Below are 22,033 nucleotides of genomic sequence, written 5' to 3' on the forward strand. Positions count from 1 at the left end.
AAACCACCATGCAGCAGATTACCGCCACCGAGTTGTCCCAATGGCTGGGCGACGCCAACCGCGCCAAGCCGGTGCTGCTCGACGTGCGCGAGGACTGGGAAGTCCAGACCTGCGCGCTGCCCGGCATCACGCATATCCCGATGGGCCAGATCGTCGCGCGCGCCGCCGAGCTGGACCCGGACGCCGAAGTCGTCTGCGTCTGCCATCACGGCGGCCGCAGCATGCAGGTGGCAAACTTCCTGGAGCGCCAGCATGGCTTCGGCAAGGTCTACAACCTGAGCGGCGGGGTGCATGCCTGGGCCGAACAGGTCGATCCCGCGATGCCGAAGTACTGAGCGGACGCTAACCGTCGGCCGCGCCGCGTCCGACAAGCTGGAGACGTCATGAGGTTTGCGCTGTGTCCCGCGCGGAGTGCCGCGCATGCTGTTGCGTCGAATGGAGTGTCGAAGGGTTTGTCGGAGGGTCGGGTCGATGGCCTTGCGCTCGGTCCATCGCGCGCCGTCTCCGGCATGGCGCTGGCGCTGTGCCTGGCCGCCGTGCTGCCTGCGCCTGCCAGCGCGGCCGACCTGCTGCAGGTCTATCGCGAGGCGCAGTCCAACGACGCCCAGTTCGCCAGCGCGCGCGCCCAGCTTGCCGCCTCGCAGGAACGGCTGCCGCAGGGCCGCGCCGGCCTGCTGCCGCAAATCAACGGCGTGGCCGGCGTTACCCGCACCAAAATCGACCAGAGCGCGCCGATCGACGCCAACCGCTTCCTGAACAACAAGAACTGGGCGCTGCAGCTGACGCAGCCGCTGTTCCGCTGGGACCGCTGGGAAACCTACAAGCAGGGCGAACTGGCCGCGCTGGCGGGGGAAGTCACCTTCAGCCAGGCGCAGCTGGACCTGATCACGCGCACGTCCCAGGCCTACTTCGACGTGCTGGCCGCGCAGGACAACCTGTATCTGGCCGGCGCGCAGAAGCGCGCGATCGCCGAGCAGCTCGAGCAGGCCAAGCGCAATTTCGAGGTCGGCACCGCGACGATCACCGATACCAACGACGCGCAGGCCCGCTATGACCTCGCCGTCTCGACCGAAATCGCCGCGCAGAACGAGCTCGAGGTCCGGCGCGCGACGCTGCAGCAGATCACCGGCAGGCCGGTCGACGAGCTGATGGGCCTGCGCCCCGCCGCCGACATCCCCGGCCCGCAGCCGGCCGACGTCAACCTGTGGGCGCAGCAGGCCGAACAGACCAACCCGCAGGTCAGCCTGGCCCGCTACAACCTCGAGACCGCGCAGCGCGAATACAACAAGGCGCGCGCCGGCCACCTGCCCTCGGTCGATCTGGTCGCCTCGTACGGCTATCAGGATTCGTCGGGCCTGGTGCAGCAGCAGATCAACGTCGCCAGCCGCTACAACAGCGCGCAGATCGGCGTGCAGCTGACCATTCCGATCTACGCCGGCGGCCAGATCCAGTCGCGTGCGCGCGAAACGCTGGCGCTGGCCGACCGTGCCGCCAGCGATCTCGAATTCGCGCGCCGCACGGCGGCGCAGAATGCGCGGCAGACCTTCTCCGGCGTATCGAACGGACTGGCCCAGGTGCGCGCGCTGGAAGCGGCCGAGCGCTCGGCGCAGACCGCGGTCGAGTCGAACCGGCTCGGCTACGAGGTCGGCGTGCGCATCAACATCGACGTGCTCAACGCCGAGGCGCAACTGTTCTCGACCCGCCGCGACCTGGCCCGGGCCCGCTACGACACCATCATGAACGGCCTGCGCCTGAAGGCCGCCACCGGCTCGCTCAGCGAAGACGACCTGGTGCAGATCAACACGCTGCTGACCCTGCCGCCGGGCTCGATGTACAAGCTGCCCGAGCCGGCGAAGGCCGCGGCGCCCGCGTCCAAGCCGGCGCGGACGGCAAGGCGCGGCTGAGCCGATCCGTCAGGCCTCGTGCCGCAGCGTAGCCGGCCGGCATGATCACGACGCTCGCCATCGCCAACTACCGCTCCATCCGGGAGCTGGTGATGCCGCTCGGGCCGCTCAATGTGGTCAGCGGCCAGAACGGGACCGGCAAATCGAATCTGTATCGCGCGCTGCGCCTGCTGGCGGCAACCGCGCAAGGTGGCGTGGTGGCGGCGCTGGCGCGCGAAGGCGGCATGCAATCGACGCTGTGGGCCGGGCCGGAGACGGTGTCCCGGGCAATGCTGCGCGGCGAGCAGCCGGTGCAGGGGACGGTGCGCCAGCATCCGGTATCGCTGCGACTTGGCTTTGCCTCCGATGAGTTCGGCTATGCGATCGAACTCGGGCTGCGGCAGGCAATCGATTCGATGTTCACGCTGGACCCGGACATCAAGCGCGAAACCATCTGGCATGGCGAGGCGGCCCATCCTTCGTCATTGCTGGTCGACCGGCGCGGCGCGGGCGTGCGGGCGCGCGACGACAAGGGACGCTGGCAAAGCCTGCCGCTGCCCCTGCGCGGCTTCGACAGCATGCTGACCGAATATGCGGACCGCCGCAGCACACCGGAGATGCTGACGGTGCGCGAGCAGGTCCGCTCATGGCGCTTCTACGATCATTTCCGTACCGATGCCGATGCGCTGGCACGCCAGCCTCAGGTCGGCACGCATACGCCGGTGCTGTCCGACGATGGACGGGACCTGGCCGCGGCGCTGCAGACGATCCGCGAAATTGGCGACCGTGACGCGTTGAACGAATGCATCGACGATGCCTTCCCGGGCTCGCGCATCGAGATCGCCGCGCAGGACGGCCGTTTCGAGCTGCTGCTGTGGCAGCCTGGCATGCTGCGGCCGCTGCGCGCCGCCGAGCTGTCCGACGGCACGCTGCGCTATCTGCTGCTAGCCGCGGCGCTGCATACGCCGCGACCGCCGGCGCTGCTGGTGCTCAACGAACCGGAGACCAGCCTGCATGCCGACCTGCTGCCCGCGCTGGGCCGCATGATCGGCAAGGCCGCGCAACGCTCGCAGGTCATCGTGGTCTCGCATGCGGCCCGGCTGATCGCGGCGCTGGAGCAGCAGCCGGACAGCCAGGCGATCGTGCTGGAGAAGGCGCTGGGGCAGACGCAGGTGGCGGGCCTTGGCGACCTGCAGCGGCCGGCTTGGAACTGGTTGCCGCGTTAGGCGACATTTCGGGTGCTGCTGCCCCTCCCCCGGCCCCTCTCCCGCGCGCGGGAGAGCGGAGAAAACCGGCGCCGTAGCGGCCATGTCGTCCAACAAGTTCTCCCTCTCGCCGCCCCTCTGCCGCCCCCTTTTTTTAAAGGCGTGAGAGGGAGAATCAGCAGTAGCTAGCGCGACGCCGATTGGGTTCTCCCTCTCCCCCTCACGGGGAGAGGGCCGGGGAGAGGGGGTGGTTCACTACCACCCACGGTAAAACCAGCTTCCCTTCAATTGACCCGCGTACGCCGCTGCACCTCCAGCAGCTCCCACCGGATCGCCGATGCATCGGCCGGGGGATTGGGCACGCGGTACTCGCGCACGCGCAGCGTGTAGGCGATGCCCGGCTCGAAGTCGAGCCCTTCGATGGGTCCGTACCACAGCTGCCAGGCGCCATTGGGATCGTCGCGGAAGCGATAGCAGGTCTGCTTGCCAACGCCCGTGCATTCGACCCGCTGCGAGTCGATATAGACAATCTTCTCGACGCCCGGCGCGGCCTTGGCCTGCTGGTCATCGAGCCGGTCGCCGCGCCGGCCCACGCCCTCGCGCTCCACGAAATGCAGCAGATCGCCATCGGCGGTCTTCCAGATGATCTGGCGCCCGGTGGACCCGGCCGACGGTTGCGTGCCGACCGTCGTGAACGGCGACTGCATCGCCTTGAGCAGGCTGTTCTCGACCTCCATCAGCGGCGGCGGGCAGGCGCGGCGCGTGGTGGCGACGCGATCGAAGCGCATGCCGCTGTCGGTCTTGCCATAGCTGCCGGTCATCCGGTTGCAGCCGGCGTTGCCGGTCACCGTGCCCTGCGCCGCGTCGATGCCGGCGTTGAACTCGAACAGCACCGGCTCGCCGTTGTCGCCATGCGGAATCTGTTTCAGCGAGCCGTCCGGCATCTGCCAGCGCACCAGCTCCCAGCGGCTGGGACCGCCGGGCCGGGTCTCGCTCAGCGTCGGCGTGGCCGACGGCGAATCGGGGGCCGGCGCGGTGGCACAGCCGGTCATCGCCGCGCCAAGCAGCGTTGCTGCCGCGGCGGCAGTACCCATGCGGAAGGACAGGGACATCGGTTCGCTCCTCGTGTTGGCGGGACGTATCGACGACGATGATGCGTCCCGAAGCAAAGAGAATGCCGGACGCGCCCACACGGGGCGCCTGGCAAGTGTACGCAATCGGTTTGACGGGGCGGCGGTCAGCGAGTGCCTTCGCTGTGCGCCGGGGCCGATCCATCGGTCCCTTGGCCGGCCTGGGTCGCCGGAGCCTGGGCCGGCGCCGGCAGCGCCGGCACCAGCGCCTCGACGGTGCGGGCGGTGGCGCCACGGTGCTCCCCGGCAAAGGCCCGCGCCTGCGTCCGCATGCGCGACAGCCGTTCGCGGTCCGACAGCAGCACCGCGGCCGTATGCATCAGCTGTTCGGCGCTGTCGACGCGCAGGCAGGCACCGGCGGCGATCGCATCGTCGGTGGCCTGGGCGAAGTTGAACGTATGCGGGCCGATCAGCACCGGCGTGCCGACCGCGCAGGCCTCGATCAGATTCTGGCCACCGAGCGGCAACAGGCTGCCGCCGATAAAGGCGACATCCGATGCCGCAAAATACATGGCCATCTCGCCCATCGAATCGCCCAGCAGCACGTCCGCGTCGATGGGCCGATCGAGCCCGTCCTCGCCCAGCGCGCTGCGGCGCTGCAGCGTGAAGCCGGTCTGCGTGACCATCGCCGCCACCGCATCGAAGCGTTGCGGGTGGCGCGGCACCAGCAGCAGCGCCGGCGGACGCGCCGTGTCGGCGCCCTGCCCCCACACGTCGCCGCACAGCTTGCGCCAGCGCGACAAGGCATCGAGCAGCATCGCTTCCTCACCCTCGCGCGTGCTCGCCGCGGCCAATACCGGCCGCGTGCCAAAGGCCCGGCGCAGCCGCTGTCCGCGCTCGATCTGCTCGGCCGATGGCTGCATGTCGAACTTCAGGTTGCCGGTCACGCGCACCGCCGCCACGCCGAGCGCACGGAAGCGTTCGGCATCGCCCTGGGTCTGCGCCAGTACCTCGGTGAAGTCGGCATACATCGCCGCCGCGGCGCGGCCGAAGCGGGCGGTACGGCGAAAGCTGCGCGGCGACAGCCGCGCATTGACCAGGTACAGCGGCACGCCGGCCAGCCGCGCGCCGCGCACCAGGTTCGGCCACACCTCGGTCTCCATCAGCATGCCGGCCTCCGGCCGGAAATGCGCCAGGAAACGCCGCACCAGCGCCGGCACGTCGTAAGGCAGGTAGCACTGCACCAGCCGCGGCGGATCGGCGGCCATCTCTGCGCCGAACAGCTCGGCGCCGGTCTGCCGGCCGGTCGGCGTCATATGCGTCAGCACGATGCGATGGCCCGGATAGGCGGCCAGCAGCCGCGCGATCAACGGCTGCGCGGCGCGCGTCTCGCCGACCGAGACCGCATGGACCCAGAGCCATGGGCCCTGCGTCGGCAGCCCCTCGTAGCGCCCGAGGCGTTCGCCGACATGCCGCAGATAGCCGGGCTCCTTGCGCGCGCGCCAGGCGAGGCGCGCCAGCGCGGCCGGCAGGATCAAACCCCAGGCCAGGTTGTACAGAACACGCAACAGCATCAGCCTTCCCGTCCGAGCCCACGCACGCGGCGCGCCGCCGCATGGACCTCCTCGACCGTCGGCGCCTCGCCGTCGTCGCCGACATTGGCGATGCGCGCCGACCAATAGCCCTCGGTCTTCCAGCGCCAGGTCGCGGTATAGATTTCCACGGTCGGCCGGCACAGCGCCGCGGCGATATGCACCAGCCCCGTGTCGACGCCGACCACCAGTTCGGCGCGATTGATCAGGCCGAAGCCCTGCATCACCGTAAAGCGCGGCAGCACGCGCGAGCCCGGCACGCCGGCGGCGATGCGCTCGGCGGCCTGCCGCTCGGCCTCGTTGCCCCAAGGCAGCATCACCGCCAGCCCCTCGGCGAACAGGCGCCGGCCCAGCTCATGCCAGTGTTCCAGCGGCCAGCGCTTCTTCGCGCCGGCGGTCGCATGGAAGCAGACCGCGTAGCGCGTCGGCAGATCGGACCACAGCGGATCGTTGGCATGCAGCACGCGCGCCTCGTCGCCGAAGAAGCGCGGCGGCTCGGCCGGCGCGACGCCGGTCAGCGCGGCGCCGAGCAGGCGCGAACGGCGCACCGAATGGGTCTGCAGCGGCACCTGGATCGGATCGGTGTAGAACAGCCGCGAGGCCGGCTCATAGCCCGAGCCCTGCGTCGCATTGGCCAGCCCGATCACCGGCGCGCCCGCATGGCGGCGCGCGATCCGCGAGACCACCGCGGTCTTCAGCAGCCCCTGCGTCTCGATGACAGCGTCGTAGGCGTCCTCGCGCAGCGCGCGGCGGAAGGCTGCCAGCTCGCTCCACACCGCGCCGGAGAACAGGCCCTTGCGCCAGCGCCGCAGCGCGAACGGAATCACGCGCCGCACCTGCGGCAGCAGCCGCACCAGCTCGACATAGCCCTCCTCAACGACCCAGTCGATCTCGCAATCAGGCCAGCGCGCGCGCAGATCGTGGATCAGCGGCATGTTGTGCACGACGTCGCCGAGAGAAGACACCTTGACCACCAGGATGCGCGGCCGCTCCGGCATGCGCACGCCCAGCGGGCGCGGCATGCCGGCGGCCTCGATCGCCTCGGGGGCGGCGCTGTCCTGCAACGGAACTGCCGGTTCGACCGGCATCCGCTCAGAACGGCAGCTGGGCATCCGGCTTCTCGGCCAGGATCACGCGCTTGAATTCCGCCTGGATGCGGGCCAGCGCGGCGTCGTTATCGGCCTCGAAGCGCATCACCACCACGGGCGTGGTGTTCGACGGACGGGCCAGCCCGAAACCGTCGGGATATTCGACACGCACGCCGTCGATCGTGATGACCTCGCGCGCGCCTTCGAACTTCGCATTGGCGCGGATCCTGTCGAGCAGCGTGAAGGGCTCGCCTTCCGCGCATTTCAATTGCAGCTCCGGCGTGCAGATCGAATTGGGCAGCGCGTTCAGCACGGCGCTCGGATCGTCGTGGCGCGACAGGATCTCCAGCAGGCGTGCGCCAGTGTAGAGACCATCGTCGAAGCCATACCAGCGGTCCTTGAAGAACACGTGGCCGCTCATCTCGCCGGCGATCGGCGCGCCGGTTTCCTTCAGCTTGGCCTTGACCAGCGAATGGCCCGTCTTCCACATCAGCGGCTCGCCGCCATGCTCGCGAATCCACGGCGCCAGCTTGCCGGTGCACTTGACGTCGTAGATGATCTGCTGGCCCGGATGGCGCGACAGGATCTCCTGCGCGAACAGCATCAGCTGACGGTCCGGGAAGATGACCTGGCCATCCTTGGTGACCACGCCGAGCCGGTCGCCATCGCCGTCGAAGGCCAGGCCCAGCTCGTTGTCGGTTTCGCGCAGGCAGCGCATCAGGTCCTGCAGGTTCTCCAGATGCGCCGGGTCCGGATGGTGATTGGGGAAATTGCCATCGACGTCGCAGAACAGCTCGGTCACTTCGCAGCCCAGCGCGCGGAACAGATCGCCGACGAAGGCGCCGGCCACGCCGTTGCCGGCATCGAGCGCGATCTTCATCGGCCGCGCCAGCTTGACGTCGCTGGCGATGCGGTCCAGGTACTGCTGTCGGATGTCGACCTGCTGATAGTCGCCGGCACCGCTGGCGAAGCGTTCGGCGACGATGCGCTCGCGCAGGCCCTGGATCTGCTCGCCATAGATTGCCTTGCCGGCCAGCACCATCTTGAAGCCGTTGTAGTCGGGCGGATTATGGCTGCCGGTGACCATGATGCCCGAGGTCGCGCGGCGGCCGGCCAGCTCGACATTGGTGCCGAAGTACACCATCGGCGTGGCGACCATGCCGAGGTCGATCACATCCATGCCGGCGGCGCGCAGGCCCTCGACCAATGCCGACAGCAGTTCGGGCCCGGACAGGCGCCCGTCACGGCCGACGACGACCGCGGTCTCGCCGGCCTCGGCGGCCGCGGAACCGAAGGACAGGCCAATGGCACGGGCGACATCGCGAGTCAGGGTCTTGCCGACGATGCCGCGGATGTCGTAAGCCTTGAAGATGGAGGAGTCGATTTGCATGCAGCTTCCTGGAAGTGAAGGGAGCGGGCGCCCCACCGAGGGCCTGGAGCCGGACAGTTCGTATGCCCCGCCATGTGCCCAGAACGGCGCGCCAAAACCTGTATTTTGCCGGATTGCGATCAGGCACGGCAGTTATAATCGGTTCGGCCGGGCAGTTCGGTGTCCTGACACACGCCATCGCACCCACGATTTGCTGCGCCGCCCGCCGCCATTCCCGCCGCCATTCCGATATCGCGCCCTCCTGCCACCGTGCCCTTGTCGCCGCGCTCGTTCCCCCATTCTCCGGCGCGCTGGTCCCTGCGCCGGTCCCAGCGTTTGTCCGAGTCCCAGCCCTTGTCTGCCCCCGCGCTGCCGGGGGATCGGGAACAGGCACAGCGGCCCCGCATTGCCTACCTGATCACCAATTCGGAGATCGGCGGCGCGCAGGCCCATGTGGCCACGCTGCTGGAAGCGCTGGGCAACCGGGTGGAAGCGATCGTGCTGGCCGGCGGCGACGGTCCGCTGCTGCCGACCGCGGAAGCGCTCGGGGCGCGCACGGTCCGGCTGTCCCTGCTCGACAACGCGCTGTCTCCGCTGCGCGCGTTCGCCGCGCTGCGCGAACTGATCCGGGCGCTGCGGCAGGCCGATCCGGACCTGATCCACGCGCACAGTGCCAAGGCCGGCGCGCTGGGCCGGATCGCCGGTGGGCTGCTCGGCATCCCGGTCGTCTATACCGTGCACGGCTTCGGCTTCAAGCCCGCTGCGCCGCGCCGGCAGCGGCTCGCCGCCCGCGCCGCCGAATGGCTGCTGGCCCCGCTGACCGCACGGCTGATCTGCGTCGCCCAGGCCGAGCGCGAACTGGCACGCGGCCTGCCCCTGCCGGCGCGGCGGATCTCCGTGATCCACAACGGCATTGCCGATGTGCCGGCGCGCGCCCAGCCTGGCGCGCCGATGCATCGCATCGTGATGGTTGCACGCTTCGCCGCCCCCAAACGGGCCGATCTGCTGATCCGCGCCTTCGCCGAGCTGGCCCATGGCGATGGCGCGCTGGCCGGTTGCGAGCTGGTGATCGCCGGCGATGGCCCGCTACTGCCGGCGATGCGGGCGCTGGCCGAACGCCTCACCCCCGGCCGCGTGGTGTTCAGCGGCAATGTCGCCGACGTGCCCGCGCTGCTGGCATCGGCGCAGGCCTTCGTGCTGGCCTCCGACCACGAGGGCTTTCCGCTGTCCATTCTGGAGGCGATGCGCGCCGGTCTGCCGGTCGTCGCCACCGATCTGCCCGGCATTCGCGAGCAGCTCGACGACGGACGCTGCGGCTTGCTGTGCGCGCCCGGCAGCGTGCCGGCCTTGGCCGACGCGCTGGCCCGCCTGGCCGGCGATGCCACGCTGCGGACGTCGCTGGGCACGGCCGCACGCGACCGCTGGGCGCTGCACTATGGCTTGACCGCAATGGCCGATGCGACCTGGTCGGTTTACCGCGAGCATCTGCCGGCTGCCGCGCTGGCCAACGCGCCGCTCGCGCGGGACAGGGCCTAAGGGGATGCGCATGAACAAGGCATCCGGCACCGCCCGTTCCGCCCGCATACCGCTGGCCATCCGCGCCCGCGGCTCCGAAACGATGCGCCGCGCCAGCCGTATGCTCGGCTGGGCCCTGCTCGGCCTGCTGCCTTTCGCGCTGAACATGGGACTGGCCGAGGCCGCGCACCAGGCGGGCTACGTCACCCACGTGTTCCCGCGCACGCTGCTGTGGTCGATCGTCCCGTATCTGCTGGCCTTCGTGCTGCTGCACCGCTCGCTGCATCTGCCGGCGATGGAAGGCAACAGCCTGGTCGGCCTCGCGGCGACGCTGCCCTTCGTCGCGCTGCTGTTCGCCTTCGCCGCCTTCCAGATCCCCTACTCGCGCGGCGCGCTGCTGCTCGGCTACCTGACCACGCTCGCGTGGATCTGGGCCGGCTACCGGCGCTATGTGCAGAATTACGTGCCGGTGTTCGGCTACACCGATCCCGCCGCGCTCGCGCAGCTGCAGCAGTTGCTGGCGATGCCCGGCGCGCTGCCGCCGGGACGCACCCGCTTCGAGCCGATCGCCTCGATCGAAGAGGCGGTGCACTGCGACGGCCTGATGCTGGACCGCAGCGCCGCCGCCGATCCCGAGCGCACGCGGCTGCTGGCGCGCTACAAGATGAGCCACGTGCGGATCTACTCGGTCGAGCGCGTCGGCGAGATGCTGACCGGCCGGCTGGGGCTCGACCATATCGACGAGAATTTCCTCGACGATCATGCCGCGCACTATTTCTACGGCTATCTGAAGCGGCTGATCGATGTCGCCACGGTGCTGTGCCTGGCCCCGTTGGCGCTGCCCGCGGCCCTTGCCGTTGCGGTGGCAATCCGGCTCGATTCGCCAGGCCCGGCGCTGTTCCGACAGGTGAGGGTCGGCCTGCTGGGCAAGCCCTTCACCATGCTGAAGTTCCGCAGCATGGAAGCCGCGCCGCAGGACGCAGCCCGCTTCGCCGCCCGGCGCGACCCGCGCGTGACCCGCGTCGGCCGCGTGATCCGCAAATACCGGCTCGACGAGATCCCGCAGCTGTGGAACGTGCTGACCGGCGACATGAGCCTGATCGGGCCGCGTCCCGAGCAGGTGCCGATGGTCGAGCGCTTTGCCGACACGATCCCCTACTACCCGTACCGGCATCTGGTGCGGCCCGGCCTGTCGGGCTGGGCGCAGGTCCAGCAGGGATATGCAGGCACGCACGAGGAAACGGTCACCAAGCTCAGCTACGACCTGTACTACGTCAAGCATTGCAGCTTCGCGCTGGATTTGCTGGTGGCGGTGAAGACGGTGCGGACGTTGTTGACCGGATACGGGGCGCGTTGATGCGGGCGCGTGAGCCAGGCGTGGCGCCGGTGCCGGGGCTGTCGCCGGATGCGGCCCGTTCGTTGGGCCCGACTGAGTCGCCCTTCGCGTCGGCATCTTCCGCCTATGTGGCATTGCCGCAGCCGCCGGAGTCCCCGCGGTCGCCGATGCGCATCCTGCTGCTGACCACCGGCCTGCGCCTTGGCGGTGCCGAGCAGCAGGTCGCCGCGCTGGCGCGCCGCTTCGATGCACTGGGCCACGCCGTCGCGGTGGCCAGCCTGACGCCGGGATGCGAGGTCGCGTTGCCGCCCGGCATCGAGACGTTGAACCTCGCCATGCGCAAATCGCCGTGGTCGATGGCGCGGGCGCTGCGGCAGATGCGCCGTTTCATCCAACACTGGCGGCCGGACGTCATCCACGCGCACATGGTCCATGCCAACCTGTTCGGCCGCGCCCTGATCGCAACCGGTCCGGCGCACACCATGCCGCCGCTGGTCTGCACTGCGCACAGCGCACGCGAAGGCGGCACGGCGCGCATGCTGGCCTATCGGCTGACCGATCGCTGGGCCGGCCTGACGACGCATGTCAGCGCCGAGGGCCGGGAAAGAATGATCACGGCTGGTGCAGTGCCGGCGGGGCGCATCGTGGTGCTGCCCAACGGCATCGATACGGCACGGTTCCGGCCCGATGGCACGGCGCGGGCGCAGACGCGCGCGGCGCTGGGCCTCGATGCGGCCACATCGCTGCTGCTTCATGTCGGACGACTCGTCCCGGAGAAGAACCAGGCTTTGCTGCTGGAAGCATTTGCCCGCCTGCCGTCGTCGCTTGCCTCCGCACAACTGCTGATCGCGGGCGACGGCCCCGAACGCGCCGCGCTGGAACGCCGCATTGATGCCCTCTCGATCGGCGACCTCGTCCGTCTGCTCGGCACGCGCGCCGATATCCCGGCCCTGCTCAATGCGGCGGACGTGTTTGCGCTGTCGTCCGATATCGAGGGCATGCCGCTGGTCGTCGGCGAAGCGATGGCCTGCGGCTGCCCCGTGGTGGCGACCGATGCGGCCGGTGTCGCGCAGATGGTCGACGGCTTTGGCCAGGTCGTACCGCGCGGCGATGCCGACGCGCTGGCAGCCGCCCTCGCTCGCGCCCTGCGCGACGGACGCGGCGACATCGCACAGCAAGCGGCAAGGCACCGCCATATCGCGGATTCGCTCGGCCTCGAGGCCATCGCGGACCAATGGCTGGCGCGCTACGCCGCGCTTGCCGCTGCAAAGGCCCACTCACGCATGGGAACCGCCTGATGCGCAGACGGGTCGCCGGCAACCTGCTGTGGATGCTGACCGAGCGCGGGCTGCAGGTCGTCACCGGCATTGCGATCGTCGCGATGCTGGCGCGCGCGCTCGGACCCGAAGGCTTCGCGCATTTCCAGTATGCCCAAGCCGTGGTCACCATCGCCGCGTCGGTCGCGCTGATCTGCGGCAGCGAAGTGGTGGTACCGCGGCTGGTTGCCGATGCGGCGAGCGCGGCCCAGCATCGCCTGCTCGCGCATGCCTTCGTGCTGCGCGCATTTGGCGGCCTGCTCGGTTATGCGCTGATGTGCGGCTATCTGGCCGTGGCAGGCGCCGCCGCGGAGGTCTGGGCCGTGGCGCTGCTGCTCGGCATCGCCATCCTGCTGCGCGAGCAGTTCGGCGTCGTCGCGGCCTGGATGCAGGCGCATACCAACAACCGGCCCGGCACCGTGTTCAGCCTAATCTCGCTGACCATCAAGGCCGGCATGGTCGGGCTGCTGTTTGCCGCCGGCAGCCGAGCCGCACCGGCCTTCGCCAGCGCCTTCGCGGTGGAGGCGATCGTACTCGCGCTGCTGCTCGCCGGCTATTACCTGAGCCGTGTGCCGCACCGGCGCATCGCGGTCGATTCCGCGCTGGCGGGTCAACTGCTGCGCGGGGGCACGCTGTTCTGGGCCAGCTTCATGATGATGATGGCCGCGCGCCGCGTCGATCAGCTGATCCTGCAGCCGCTGGTACCGCTCGCCGACTTCGGCGCCTATGCCGCGACGATGCAGATCCTCGACAACTACGCCGCGGCGGCCACCATCATCGCGGCAGGCGCTGCGCCGGTCTATGTCTACGGGCAAGCCGACGCCGCCCTCGCCCGCCGCAACGTTGGCCTTCTTGCGCTGATGCTCGGTGCGGTCGGCTTCGCGGGAGCGGCGGTAATCGCAGGCGCGGCGGACTGGATCATTCACCTGCTCTATGGCGAGCAATTCAGCGCCGCCATCGGGCTGCTGCGCGTCGCGGCATTCGCCACCGCGCTGCTGTTCGTCGATGTTGGCCTTACCTTGCTGCCGGTGTATCTGCGCAAGCCCGAATGGGTTGCACTCAAATGGGCCGGCACGCTGGCGATGATCCTGGTATTCGACCTGATCGCGGTACCGCGTTACGGCATCTGGGGAGCGGTTGCGGGCTATGCGCTCGCCAACGGCTTCGCGGTGATCATCGGATTGGCGCTGTGGTGGCGTTGGCGGTCGTCTACCGCCCTTCAAACGGCGACGGCAGCCCATGAGCACTAGGCCTACCCTCTGCTTTTTGACCGGAACGCTGAATGCGTTCGCCGGCGCCGAACGCATGACGGCGGTGATCGCCAACGAGCTGGCGCGGCGCGGCTACACGGTGCATATCCTGAGCCTGTGGGACGCCGCCAGTTGTTTCGACCTCGAACCCAGGGTACGGCACGAGGCGCTGTTTGCGCAGCGGCCTTCGTTCAAGAAGCGCTTCGTATCGACCGTTATAGGGATACGACGGTATCTGAATCGGCACCGAATCGATGTGCTGATCGAGGTCGATACGATGCTGACGTTGTTTACGCTGTCGGCATGCGCGGGCCTCGGCGTACGCCGCATTGCGTGGGAGCACTGCAATTTCGACCAGGACCTCGGACGGGGCGCGCGGCGGGTCGCTCGGCGACTCGCGGTTCGGACTTGCGAGCATATCGTGGTGCTGACGCAGCGGGATCGGGACAAATGGGAACAAGCGCTGGGGGCACGCAATGTGGTCGCGATTCCGAATGCGTTGCCGTTCGCGATGCCCGAGAAGCGATCGGACAGAACGTCGAAGATCGCGCTCGCCGTTGGGCGGTTGACGCATGCCAAGGGATTCGATGTGCTGTTGCACGCCTGGAAGATAGTCGCGCGCGAGCATCCGGATTGGCGGCTGGATATCGTTGGCGACGGGGAGTTGCACGATGCGCTGATGACCTTGCGGAACGAGCTTGGCTTGTCGGCAAGCGTTCGGCTACTGCCTGCGCGCCGAGATTTGTCCGACCTGTATCGCGGCGCATCGTTGTTCTGCCTGTCGTCCCGCTATGAAGGCTTCGGCCTGGTACTGATCGAGGCGATGGCCCATGGCCTGCCCGTCGTGGCGACCGATTGCGAGACGGGACCGAGAGAGGTACTCGGAGCGGCGGCGCACGCGGCGCTGGTCCCCGTTGACGACGCCGATGCGCTGGGGCACGCGATTTGTCGGACCATCGCCGATCCGGACATGACGGCCCGCATGGCGCACCTCGGGATCGAGCGGGCCAAATATTACGAGGCAAACCGGATTGCAGCTGCCTGGCTTCCGCTGCTCGAACAATCCGAAATGGCGGGCGCGCATCAAAGCGGAGTCAATCCTCAATCCTGATATTCGCGTGCTAACATTCGAGTCCAGAAAATAAGCAGCATCGAGTCCCTCTGCAACGCAGTTGTTTAAATCTGCATTGCACATCAATTAACACGGCAATATGGAGCGGCCGTCCGGCGCGTTTTATCCGACCTCCTGACTTTCCGGCTGGCAGAACGATCCGCTCAGTCCGCATTGCTCAGGTTCGCCCGTTTTATCCCGGTCAGCCAGCGCCAATACAACGATGACGAAAGAAGCTCCCCCATCGTCCGCTCTCGAGGCGGTCGATGCTCCTCCGCCCGCGCGTTCCTACCCGATCACGCTCTGGTTGACCGGTCTGAGCGGGGCCGGCAAGACGACGCTTGCGCGCAATCTGCAGCGGCGGCTCTACGACCGTGGCATCACTGCCTTGCGCGTGGACGGCGACGAACTGCGCGCCGGACTGACCAGCGATCTTGGATTTTCCGCAGAAGAGCGCCATGCCAATGTCCGGCGCGCTGCGCATATGGCGAAGCTGCTGAACGATCAAGGTGTGCTGGTTCTGGCCTCGTTGATCTCGCCTGCCGCGCGCGATCGTGAAGCGGCGCGGCAGATCGTCGGTGCCGACCGATTTGCCGAAGTGTACGTTCACGCGGATCTGGAGCGCTGCCGGCAACGCGACCCCAAGGGTCTCTATCGCAAGGTCGCTAGCGGCAGCATTGCCCAATTCACCGGCATCAGCGCACCGTATGAGCCTCCGGTCGCCCCGGACTTGACCGTCGACACCACCACCACAAAGGTCGAGGAATGCGTCGAAGTGCTCGCCGCGTTCCTGGACGGCCGTCTTTCCCGCTAGCCAATGTCCGTCCACGCCTGCCGATGACGAAAGGCGTTGCCGATTTGCCGAGATTCGCCAATACCGGTCGCGGATAAATCCTTCGCGAATCCGTGGATGCCCACCATGCAATCACCCATCTTTTTCATTCATCCGCCCAAGAGCGGCGGTTCCACCGTCATTTCCTTCTTCGAGCTGAATCGAGGTGAACGCCAGTTTGTTCATTTCGAATGGGATCGCGATCCGGAATGGCGTACCAGCTTGGGCAGATTGGTGGAAACGGGAGTAGGCGGAGGCCATCACTCCTTTGGCATGCACCGGTTCCTGAAAAGGCCGCTGGCCTATTGCACCATTCTGCGCGATCCGCTGGCGCGGCAGATTTCGCACTACTGGTATGCCTTCAATGGCAAGAACGGCGAGGTCGAACGCGGCGCCAGCGTATCGACGGTAGAAGCCATGGTCCGGCGCGGCGAGATTTCGCTCGACGAATGGGTGGCCGGATCGTACGCCGGCAAAAATCTGTACGTTCATATGCTCAGCGGCGATCCGGCATTGAACGAGCACAGCCTCGACCTGGCCCGATATAACCTGCGGCACCATATCCCGGTCGCCGGACTGTGCGAGGACATGAGTGCGTTTCTATTGAGATTGTGCGGAAGGACAGGCTTTGGCCTGCCCTTCTACGCTGAGACCAACGTGACCAACATCTCGGGCAGCCGCAAGCAACAGCTCAGCGAGTCGGCGCGCGAAAAATTCCTCGCGGACAATGCGTGGGACTACGCGCTGTATCGGGATGTCCGCGAGTCGAACGACCGCGACAAGACCGCCGGCGGCGAGCTGTTCGACAAGGCATTGGCCCTGGTCCGGACCGTGCAGGCCGAACTGAACCAGGTCGAGAACCCGCACGAGCATGCGTCGATGATCTTCGGCTACGACCACGCGCATCTGGGCAAGCTGCGGGAGATCGCGCAGAGTTTCGACCTTGCCCCGATCCGCGACTATATCCAGCATAGCCAGCAATCCATCGCCGCCCCCGCTGACATCTACGAGGGCTTCGTCGATGCGGTACGGGAGAACAGTGTCAGCGGATGGGCGATCAACCTGACGCGCCCCGATCGACCGGTTTCCATCGAAGTGTGGAGCGGGAACGAGATGGTAGCGGCCGGCACGACTGGCGAGCCGCGTCCGGATGTCGCTGCCGCAGGCTATGGCAGCAGCCATACCGGTTTCTCTATCGCGCTCCCGCCACTGCACGGCACGGCGTTTCGCGTGGCAATCGCGGGCGCCAGCGACCCGCTGAACAATGCCGGCCCTTGGCGCCAGGGGTGGCATATCGGCTAACGCCACCGCCGCCTGCGTGCCGCGGGCGCTGGCACGCGAGGCGGGTAGCGCGTTCAGCCCGTCCGTGACCAGGCCCGCTCGGGCACCGGCTGCAGTGTCGGCCGCACACTCGGCGTGTATTCGACGATCCAGCGGCGCAGGTCGCGCCGCACCTCGTCGTCGGACGGGATGCGCCGTTGCATCAGCCATGGCAGCACCTCGCTGAGAAGATGCTCCGGCACCTCGCGCGCCCGGGCGATCCGCAGCTTGTCGTGCGGCGTCGGCCGCGTGGTCTCGTCATCCATCAGCAACTCTTCGTACAGCTTCTCGCCGGGCCGCAGGCCCGTATAGACGATCCGGATCTGGTTCTCGTCGAAGCCATACAAGCGAATGAGGTCGCGGGCCAGATCGGCGATCTTGACCGGTTGCCCCATGTCGAGCAGGAAGATCTCCCCGCCCTCGCCCATGCTGGACGCCTGCAGCACCAGCTGGGCCGCCTCCGGAATCGTCATGAAATAACGGATGATTTCCGGGTGCGTGACGGTAACGGGACCGCCGCGCGCAATTTGCTGCTGGAATTTCGGAATCACGCTGCCGGCGCTGCCGAGCACGTTGCCGAAACGAACGGTTTCCAGCTGGGTGGTCGCGGTCGTCTGCTGCAGGGCCTGGCAAACCATTTCCGCAAGGCGCTTGGAGGCACCCATCACGTTGGTCGGATTGACGGCCTTGTCGGTGGAAATCAGCACAAAGCGCCGTACGCCGTGATCGATGGCCGCGCGCGCCACCCGGTAGGTGCCCAGCGTGTTGTTTCGCACCGCCTGCCAGGTGTTGAGCTCCTCCATCATCGGAACATGCTTGTACGCGGCAGCGTGATAGACGATGTAGGGCGCGAAGCGCCGCATCGTCTGCTCCAGCAGAAGCGTGTCCTTGACGTCCCCGACCACCGAAATCACATTGAGCCGCGGGAAGTGCTCGTGCAACTCCTCGGCCAGCCGATAACTGGCAAATTCGGAGATCTCGTAGGCGATCAGGGTAGCCGGATGGAACCGTGCAATCTGACGGCACAATTCCGACCCGATCGAACCTCCCGCGCCGGTGACCATGACGGCCCTGCCCTCGAGCAACTGCGCGATGTGCGGCGTGTCGATGGTCACCTCTTCGCGGCCCAGCAGGTCCTCCAGGTCGATCTGCCGCACGCGCGACATGAACGGCTGGCCCTGGGTCAGCGGCGTCAGCGCCGGCAGCACCAGCGCACGGACGTTGGCGCGTACGCACAGGCGCGCCACGCGCCGATGAATCGGAGCGGGGGCCGACGGCATCGCGATGATCACGTGTTCGATCTTGTGGCGCTCCGACACTTCCTTCAGATCGCTGATGCGGCCGAGCACCTTGTAGCCATGGATCTCCCGCCCGAGCTTGCGCTCGTCGTCATCGAGCAGGCCGACCAGCCGCCATTGCGGCGATCGGCGCAACTCCCGGGCCAGGCTGGCGCCGGCCTCCCCGGCCCCCAGCAGCAACACCGGCTTGCCTTGGCCGATCAAGCCACCGTAACGGTAGAACTCCTTGGTGGCGCGATACGCGGCCCGGCTTCCGCCCATGATGAAGAACAGCATCACCGGCATCAGCAGCAGCACTGATCGCGGAATCGGCGGCGACGGCTGCAGCATCGTGGAAGCGACTGTCACGACAATGGCACCGGCGATGATCGCCTTGGCGATGCGGAACAGATCCGGCAGGCTGGCAAACACCCACATGCCGAGATACAGGCCGAATACGCGGAACATCACCGCGTACACCGGCACGACCCACGCGATCGCCAACAATCCGCTTTCGCGGAAATCGTCCGGCGGCATGCCATTGAAACGGATCACGTAGCACAGAAGCCACGCGACGGCCACGGATCCGACATCGAAGGCGAATGCGGCCAGCGACAACCAGCGCGCACCCACGCGTGAGGCTTTGAGAATCGGCATCTTGGACATCTCTCGGTAAATCTAACCGGACTTGAATTGACGCCAGCGACGATCGATCGTCAGGCCAAGACCGATCAGCAGCAATCCCCATGTCACCATCACCGCACCTGCTTTCCAGCCGGGCATGTCGACCGACATGACGGCCAGAATTGTACCGACCAGCATCAGGACATACCACCGCAGCACCACGCTGCGATGGCCAGCGGACATCTGCACCATCCGTTGATAGTAGTGCGTCCGATGGGCTTCCCAGAAGCGCTCTCCATTGAGCAGCCGCCGCAACAAGGTGACGGTCGCATCGGCCACGAACGGCCCGAACACGAACGCGGGAAACCAGAACGGCCAGGCCTGTTCCTGCCAGCCCCAGTAACCAAGCGCCGCGGCCAGGAAGCCCAGCGGCACCGAGCCCGCGTCGCCGAGAAACATGCGCGCCGGCGGATAGTTGAAGACCAGAAACCCTGCGGCGGCGGCGGCCACGGTGATCGAGGCGACCGCCAGGTCGGCATGTGCGGGACCGGCGCAAACGGCGTAGGCGCCAAAGCCGATGACGGCCATGCCCCCGGCCAGGCCATCCGCTCCGTCCATGAAGTTGTACAGGTTCACCGCCCACACGACGGCAACCACCAGCACCGGCGCTAGCATCCAGAGCCCGGACGGCAGCGGCAGCAGCCACAGCAAGGCGGCGGCGGCGGCCAAATGCGCGGCGAAGCGGTAGCGCGCCGGCATGCCCCATCGATCATCGGCCAGCGACAGCATGCCGAGCGCCAGCGCGAGCCCCGCCAGTGCGCTCAACGCGGGCGCGAACACGGCGATCGATATCGCGCTGACAAGCGTCACGCCGACGCCCCCGACCCGCGGCGTCGGACGCTGATGCAGCGAGCGCGCGTTCGGCACGTCAAGGGCCAGCCGCCATGCAAGGCCGGTACGAAGCAACAGATAGAGCAGTGCCGCGTTGGCGACGAAGGCGAGCGCCGCGGGAGGCAGCAGGAGACTAGCGAACGGCATGCGCGATCTCGCCCCCGGTTCGTTGCCGATACCAGTCCGCCGTCTGCTTCAGTGCCTCGCGCAGCGTCAGTGGCGGGCGCCAGCCCAGTTCGCCGACGATCCTGGCGCTGTCGACCCTCAGTGGCTCGACCAGCCGGGCGACGGCATCGCGCCGGCCCGTCAGCGCCCCCGCCAGCTTCAACAGTGCCAACGGCACCGGCACCAGGCGGGCGGGCCGGTCCAGCGCCTCCCCCATCAGCCGCGCCAGTTGCGCCACCGTGACGTCTTCGCCATCGGACACATGGAAGATCTTGCCGGCGGCGGCGGGGTGACGCGCACAGGCCAGCAGCGCATCGGCCAGATTGTCGACGGCGACCAGGCTGCGCGGCGCATTGGCGTATGCCAGCGGGAGCGGTACGCCGCGCGCCACCGCGCCAAGCAGGCTGCGGAAGTTCGCGCTGACCCCCGGGCCGTAGACCAGCGGCGGACGCACGACGGTCCATTCCATTCCGTGATCCCGGCACAGCTCGGCCAGCGCTTGCTCCGCTTCCCGCTTCGATATCCCATAGGGATCGGCCGGCGCCGGCGTATCGCTCTCGCGCAGCGGACGCCCGGGATCGATCTCGGCCACCGCCTTGATGCTGCTGACATAGATGAAGCGCCTCGCCCCCGCCCGCGCCGCGGCACGGGCCACACGCAGCGTGCCTTCGACGTTGGTCGCGCGGAAGGCGGCAAGCGGATCGGGCGCGCGATCGCGCATGACATGGACCCGTGCCGCCAGATGGATGACGCAATCGGGCCGCAGCGAGTCCGGCCATGCCGACTCGATATCGGCGAAGTCGTCCGCGACGACGAGCTCGTGCCGCTGCGCCGCCGGCCGCCCTGGGCCACCGCGGACCACACAGGTCCTTTGCACATGGACGGCTTCCAGCGCACGCAACAACGCCGCGCCGACGAATCCGCCAGAGCCGGTCAACAGAACATGGTCCATCGCGCCTCCATGATTGCGGTCCTTGCGTAGACGCCCGTCAGGCCCGTTGCGTGGACCGGCCCGCCGCGCAAGCCGCCACGACCTCTTGATAGAGATCGCTGTACGCTCGCCCCAGTGCCGCGCCGGAGAACAGCTGCTCATAGCGCGAGCGCGCGGCGCGGCCCATCCGATCGGCAAGCGCGCCGTCATCGAGCAAGCGGGAAGCGGCCGCCGCGAGTTCGGCAGGCGATTCCGGCGGCACCACGAAACCCGTCACGCCATCGGCGTTGACATAGGACGTGCCGGTGCCGATCTCGCAGGAGACCATCGGCCTGGCGAACATCGATGCCTCCACCAGTACCATGCCGAATGCCTCCGACCGCAATTGCGAAGCCAGCACGAGCGCGCGGCAGCCACGCAGCAGCGCGGCCTTTTCCGCATCGGAGACCTGGCCGGCAAAGAGGACGTTGGTGGCACCCTTCTGCGCTGCCAGCGCGCGAAGCCGCTCCATCTCCGGACCGGACCCGGCAACGACGATATCGCCGGCGATGGCCGGTGCCGCTTCGATCAGAGAATGCAGCCCCTTGTAGTAGCGCAGCACGCCCAGCGCGAGCAGGAACGGCCGTCCGCCCAGGCCGAAACGCTGCAGCAGCGATTCCGCCTCGCCGGCAGTCGGCGCCGTTTCGGCAAGATCGGCCATGCCGAGTGGAATGACGCGCAGCCGCTGCGGTACGACATTGGCTTTCAGCACCTCGCTGGTCCGGGCATAGGCCGGCGATGTCGCGACCACCGCATCCATCGCGCGCAACGTGCGGCGCATCAGCGGGCCGTAAACCTGGCCCAACATGCGTTGGCGCACGATATCGGAGTGGTACGTCATCACCGCGGGGCGGCTGCTGCCGCCGAGCAGATGAAGGACGTCCCCGAACGGCCAGGGAAAGTGAAAATTCACCACATCGGCCCAGTCCGCGGCCCGCCGATAGCGCAGCACGGACCCGATCCCGCCGAGATCGCAAGACGCCGGCGCCGCCCAGGAGCGGCTGCGCAGCACCGTCCCTTCGGGGAGAGCGATCTCCGATGGCGTGGGGGTCGGCGAGAGCGTGAAGACGCGGCTCTCGACGCCGTACGCCTGGCAACCGAGCGCGATCTGCCGGATGGCTTCCTGCAGCCCCCCCGGGGGGTCCGGGAAATAGGTCCGATACACGTGCAGCACCCGCAGCGGTCGACGCTCGCCCTTTGCCGGGATGGAGGCGCTCAT

General features: G+C 68.0%; 18 protein-coding genes. 10 read left to right on the forward strand and 8 right to left on the reverse strand.

What is annotated here, in order from left to right:
* The first annotated feature begins 8 nt into the window (after positions 1–8).
* The 3 genes from M1D55_RS21700 (at position 9) to M1D55_RS21710 (ending at position 3,109) form a co-directional block, all read left to right on the forward strand.
* The gene (locus M1D55_RS21700; RefSeq protein ID WP_006579501.1) at positions 9–335 is read left to right on the forward strand and encodes a rhodanese-like domain-containing protein; all 327 of its coding nucleotides are present in this window, start codon (positions 9–11) and stop codon (positions 333–335) included.
* A 174-nt stretch (positions 336–509) separates the two neighbouring features.
* Positions 510–1,904 carry a TolC family outer membrane protein gene (locus M1D55_RS21705; protein ID WP_456282748.1) on the forward strand — a complete coding sequence of 465 codons (1,395 nt, stop codon included), beginning with the start codon at positions 510–512 and terminating at the stop codon, positions 1,902–1,904.
* A gap of 41 nt (positions 1,905–1,945) precedes the next feature.
* Positions 1,946–3,109 carry an AAA family ATPase gene (locus M1D55_RS21710; protein WP_456281803.1) on the forward strand — a complete coding sequence of 388 codons (1,164 nt, stop codon included), beginning with the start codon at positions 1,946–1,948 and terminating at the stop codon, positions 3,107–3,109.
* A gap of 263 nt (positions 3,110–3,372) precedes the next feature.
* On the opposite strand, the gene M1D55_RS21715 is transcribed toward M1D55_RS21710, so the two are convergent.
* The 4 genes from M1D55_RS21715 to M1D55_RS21730 all read right to left on the reverse strand — a co-directional run bounded on the left by M1D55_RS21715 (position 3,373) and on the right by M1D55_RS21730 (position 8,228).
* Positions 3,373–4,200 carry an META and DUF4377 domain-containing protein gene (locus M1D55_RS21715; protein WP_232204856.1) on the reverse strand — a complete coding sequence of 276 codons (828 nt, stop codon included), beginning with the start codon at positions 4,198–4,200 and terminating at the stop codon, positions 3,373–3,375.
* 125 nt (positions 4,201–4,325) lie between these two features.
* Positions 4,326–5,729 (reverse strand): lipid IV(A) 3-deoxy-D-manno-octulosonic acid transferase, encoded by a 1,404-nt coding sequence (gene waaA / locus M1D55_RS21720; protein ID WP_456282749.1) that lies wholly within the window; start codon positions 5,727–5,729, stop codon positions 4,326–4,328.
* A 2-nt stretch (positions 5,730–5,731) separates the two neighbouring features.
* A complete protein-coding gene (waaC, locus tag M1D55_RS21725) occupies positions 5,732–6,862 on the reverse strand; it encodes a lipopolysaccharide heptosyltransferase I (protein ID WP_456281804.1) in 1,131 nt (376 codons plus the stop codon).
* Complete coding sequence (locus tag M1D55_RS21730; RefSeq protein WP_006575856.1) at positions 6,843–8,228, reverse strand: phosphomannomutase/phosphoglucomutase; 1,386 nt, start codon at positions 8,226–8,228, stop codon at positions 6,843–6,845. The genes waaC and M1D55_RS21730 overlap by 20 nt, the downstream gene beginning before the upstream one ends.
* 333 nt (positions 8,229–8,561) lie before the next feature.
* Between M1D55_RS21730 and M1D55_RS21735 the strand changes: the two genes are divergently transcribed.
* The 7 genes from M1D55_RS21735 (at position 8,562) to M1D55_RS21765 (ending at position 16,869) form a co-directional block, all read left to right on the forward strand.
* Positions 8,562–9,743 carry a glycosyltransferase family 4 protein gene (locus M1D55_RS21735; RefSeq protein WP_456281805.1) on the forward strand — a complete coding sequence of 394 codons (1,182 nt, stop codon included), beginning with the start codon at positions 8,562–8,564 and terminating at the stop codon, positions 9,741–9,743.
* A gap of 10 nt (positions 9,744–9,753) precedes the next feature.
* Positions 9,754–11,079 (forward strand): exopolysaccharide biosynthesis polyprenyl glycosylphosphotransferase, encoded by a 1,326-nt coding sequence (locus M1D55_RS21740; RefSeq protein ID WP_456281806.1) that lies wholly within the window; start codon positions 9,754–9,756, stop codon positions 11,077–11,079.
* Positions 11,080–11,225: 146 nt separating this feature from the next.
* The gene (locus M1D55_RS21745) at positions 11,226–12,356 is read left to right on the forward strand and encodes a glycosyltransferase (RefSeq protein WP_456281807.1); all 1,131 of its coding nucleotides are present in this window, start codon (positions 11,226–11,228) and stop codon (positions 12,354–12,356) included.
* On the forward strand, positions 12,356–13,624 hold the full coding sequence (locus M1D55_RS21750) for a lipopolysaccharide biosynthesis protein (protein WP_456281808.1): 1,269 nt from the start codon (positions 12,356–12,358) through the stop codon (positions 13,622–13,624). Before M1D55_RS21745 ends, M1D55_RS21750 begins: the two co-directional genes overlap by 1 nt.
* Positions 13,614–14,735 carry a glycosyltransferase family 4 protein gene (locus tag M1D55_RS21755; RefSeq protein WP_456281809.1) on the forward strand — a complete coding sequence of 374 codons (1,122 nt, stop codon included), beginning with the start codon at positions 13,614–13,616 and terminating at the stop codon, positions 14,733–14,735. Before M1D55_RS21750 ends, M1D55_RS21755 begins: the two co-directional genes overlap by 11 nt.
* A 223-nt stretch (positions 14,736–14,958) precedes the next feature.
* Entirely contained in the window at positions 14,959–15,549 is a 591-nt protein-coding gene (gene cysC, locus M1D55_RS21760) for an adenylyl-sulfate kinase (RefSeq protein ID WP_023264920.1), read from the forward strand.
* A 105-nt stretch (positions 15,550–15,654) separates the two neighbouring features.
* Positions 15,655–16,869, forward strand: coding sequence for a chondroitin 4-O-sulfotransferase (locus tag M1D55_RS21765; protein ID WP_456281810.1), 1,215 nt, complete (start codon positions 15,655–15,657; stop codon positions 16,867–16,869).
* Positions 16,870–16,922: 53 nt separating this feature from the next.
* Here M1D55_RS21765 and M1D55_RS21770 read toward each other — a convergent pair whose 3' ends face one another.
* The 4 genes from M1D55_RS21770 to M1D55_RS21785 are packed head-to-tail and all read right to left on the reverse strand — an operon-like array spanning position 16,923 to position 21,994.
* Positions 16,923–18,830 carry a polysaccharide biosynthesis protein gene (locus M1D55_RS21770; RefSeq protein ID WP_456281811.1) on the reverse strand — a complete coding sequence of 636 codons (1,908 nt, stop codon included), beginning with the start codon at positions 18,828–18,830 and terminating at the stop codon, positions 16,923–16,925.
* A 12-nt stretch (positions 18,831–18,842) separates the two neighbouring features.
* Entirely contained in the window at positions 18,843–19,826 is a 984-nt protein-coding gene (locus M1D55_RS21775; protein WP_006575864.1) for an MraY family glycosyltransferase, read from the reverse strand.
* Positions 19,813–20,796 (reverse strand): NAD-dependent epimerase/dehydratase family protein, encoded by a 984-nt coding sequence (locus M1D55_RS21780; protein ID WP_456281812.1) that lies wholly within the window; start codon positions 20,794–20,796, stop codon positions 19,813–19,815. Before M1D55_RS21780 ends, M1D55_RS21775 begins: the two co-directional genes overlap by 14 nt.
* Positions 20,797–20,833: 37 nt before the next feature.
* Complete coding sequence (locus M1D55_RS21785) at positions 20,834–21,994, reverse strand: glycosyltransferase (RefSeq protein ID WP_456282750.1); 1,161 nt, start codon at positions 21,992–21,994, stop codon at positions 20,834–20,836.
* Between the last annotated feature and the right edge of the window lie 39 nt (positions 21,995–22,033).

Source organism: Cupriavidus sp. JZ107 (assembly GCF_053903255.1).

What these genes read in the sequence shown, in the direction of transcription:
- M1D55_RS21750 (WP_456281808.1), top strand. Translation starts at nt 12,356, where the DNA reads ATGCGCAGACGGGTCGCCGGCAACCTGCTGTGGATGCTGACCGAGCGC.
- M1D55_RS21775 (WP_006575864.1), bottom strand. Translation starts at nt 19,826, where the DNA reads ATGCCGTTCGCTAGTCTCCTGCTGCCTCCCGCGGCGCTCGCCTTCGTC.
- M1D55_RS21710 (WP_456281803.1), top strand. Translation starts at nt 1,946, where the DNA reads ATGATCACGACGCTCGCCATCGCCAACTACCGCTCCATCCGGGAGCTG.
- M1D55_RS21780 (WP_456281812.1), bottom strand. Translation starts at nt 20,796, where the DNA reads ATGGACCATGTTCTGTTGACCGGCTCTGGCGGATTCGTCGGCGCGGCG.
- cysC (WP_023264920.1), top strand. Translation starts at nt 14,959, where the DNA reads ATGACGAAAGAAGCTCCCCCATCGTCCGCTCTCGAGGCGGTCGATGCT.
- M1D55_RS21765 (WP_456281810.1), top strand. Translation starts at nt 15,655, where the DNA reads ATGCAATCACCCATCTTTTTCATTCATCCGCCCAAGAGCGGCGGTTCC.
- M1D55_RS21770 (WP_456281811.1), bottom strand. Translation starts at nt 18,830, where the DNA reads ATGTCCAAGATGCCGATTCTCAAAGCCTCACGCGTGGGTGCGCGCTGG.
- M1D55_RS21700 (WP_006579501.1), top strand. Translation starts at nt 9, where the DNA reads ATGCAGCAGATTACCGCCACCGAGTTGTCCCAATGGCTGGGCGACGCC.
- M1D55_RS21755 (WP_456281809.1), top strand. Translation starts at nt 13,614, where the DNA reads ATGAGCACTAGGCCTACCCTCTGCTTTTTGACCGGAACGCTGAATGCG.
- M1D55_RS21745 (WP_456281807.1), top strand. Translation starts at nt 11,226, where the DNA reads ATGCGCATCCTGCTGCTGACCACCGGCCTGCGCCTTGGCGGTGCCGAG.
- M1D55_RS21730 (WP_006575856.1), bottom strand. Translation starts at nt 8,228, where the DNA reads ATGCAAATCGACTCCTCCATCTTCAAGGCTTACGACATCCGCGGCATC.
- M1D55_RS21705 (WP_456282748.1), top strand. Translation starts at nt 510, where the DNA reads ATGGCGCTGGCGCTGTGCCTGGCCGCCGTGCTGCCTGCGCCTGCCAGC.
- M1D55_RS21715 (WP_232204856.1), bottom strand. Translation starts at nt 4,200, where the DNA reads ATGTCCCTGTCCTTCCGCATGGGTACTGCCGCCGCGGCAGCAACGCTG.
- waaC (WP_456281804.1), bottom strand. Translation starts at nt 6,862, where the DNA reads ATGCCCAGCTGCCGTTCTGAGCGGATGCCGGTCGAACCGGCAGTTCCG.
- M1D55_RS21740 (WP_456281806.1), top strand. Translation starts at nt 9,754, where the DNA reads ATGAACAAGGCATCCGGCACCGCCCGTTCCGCCCGCATACCGCTGGCC.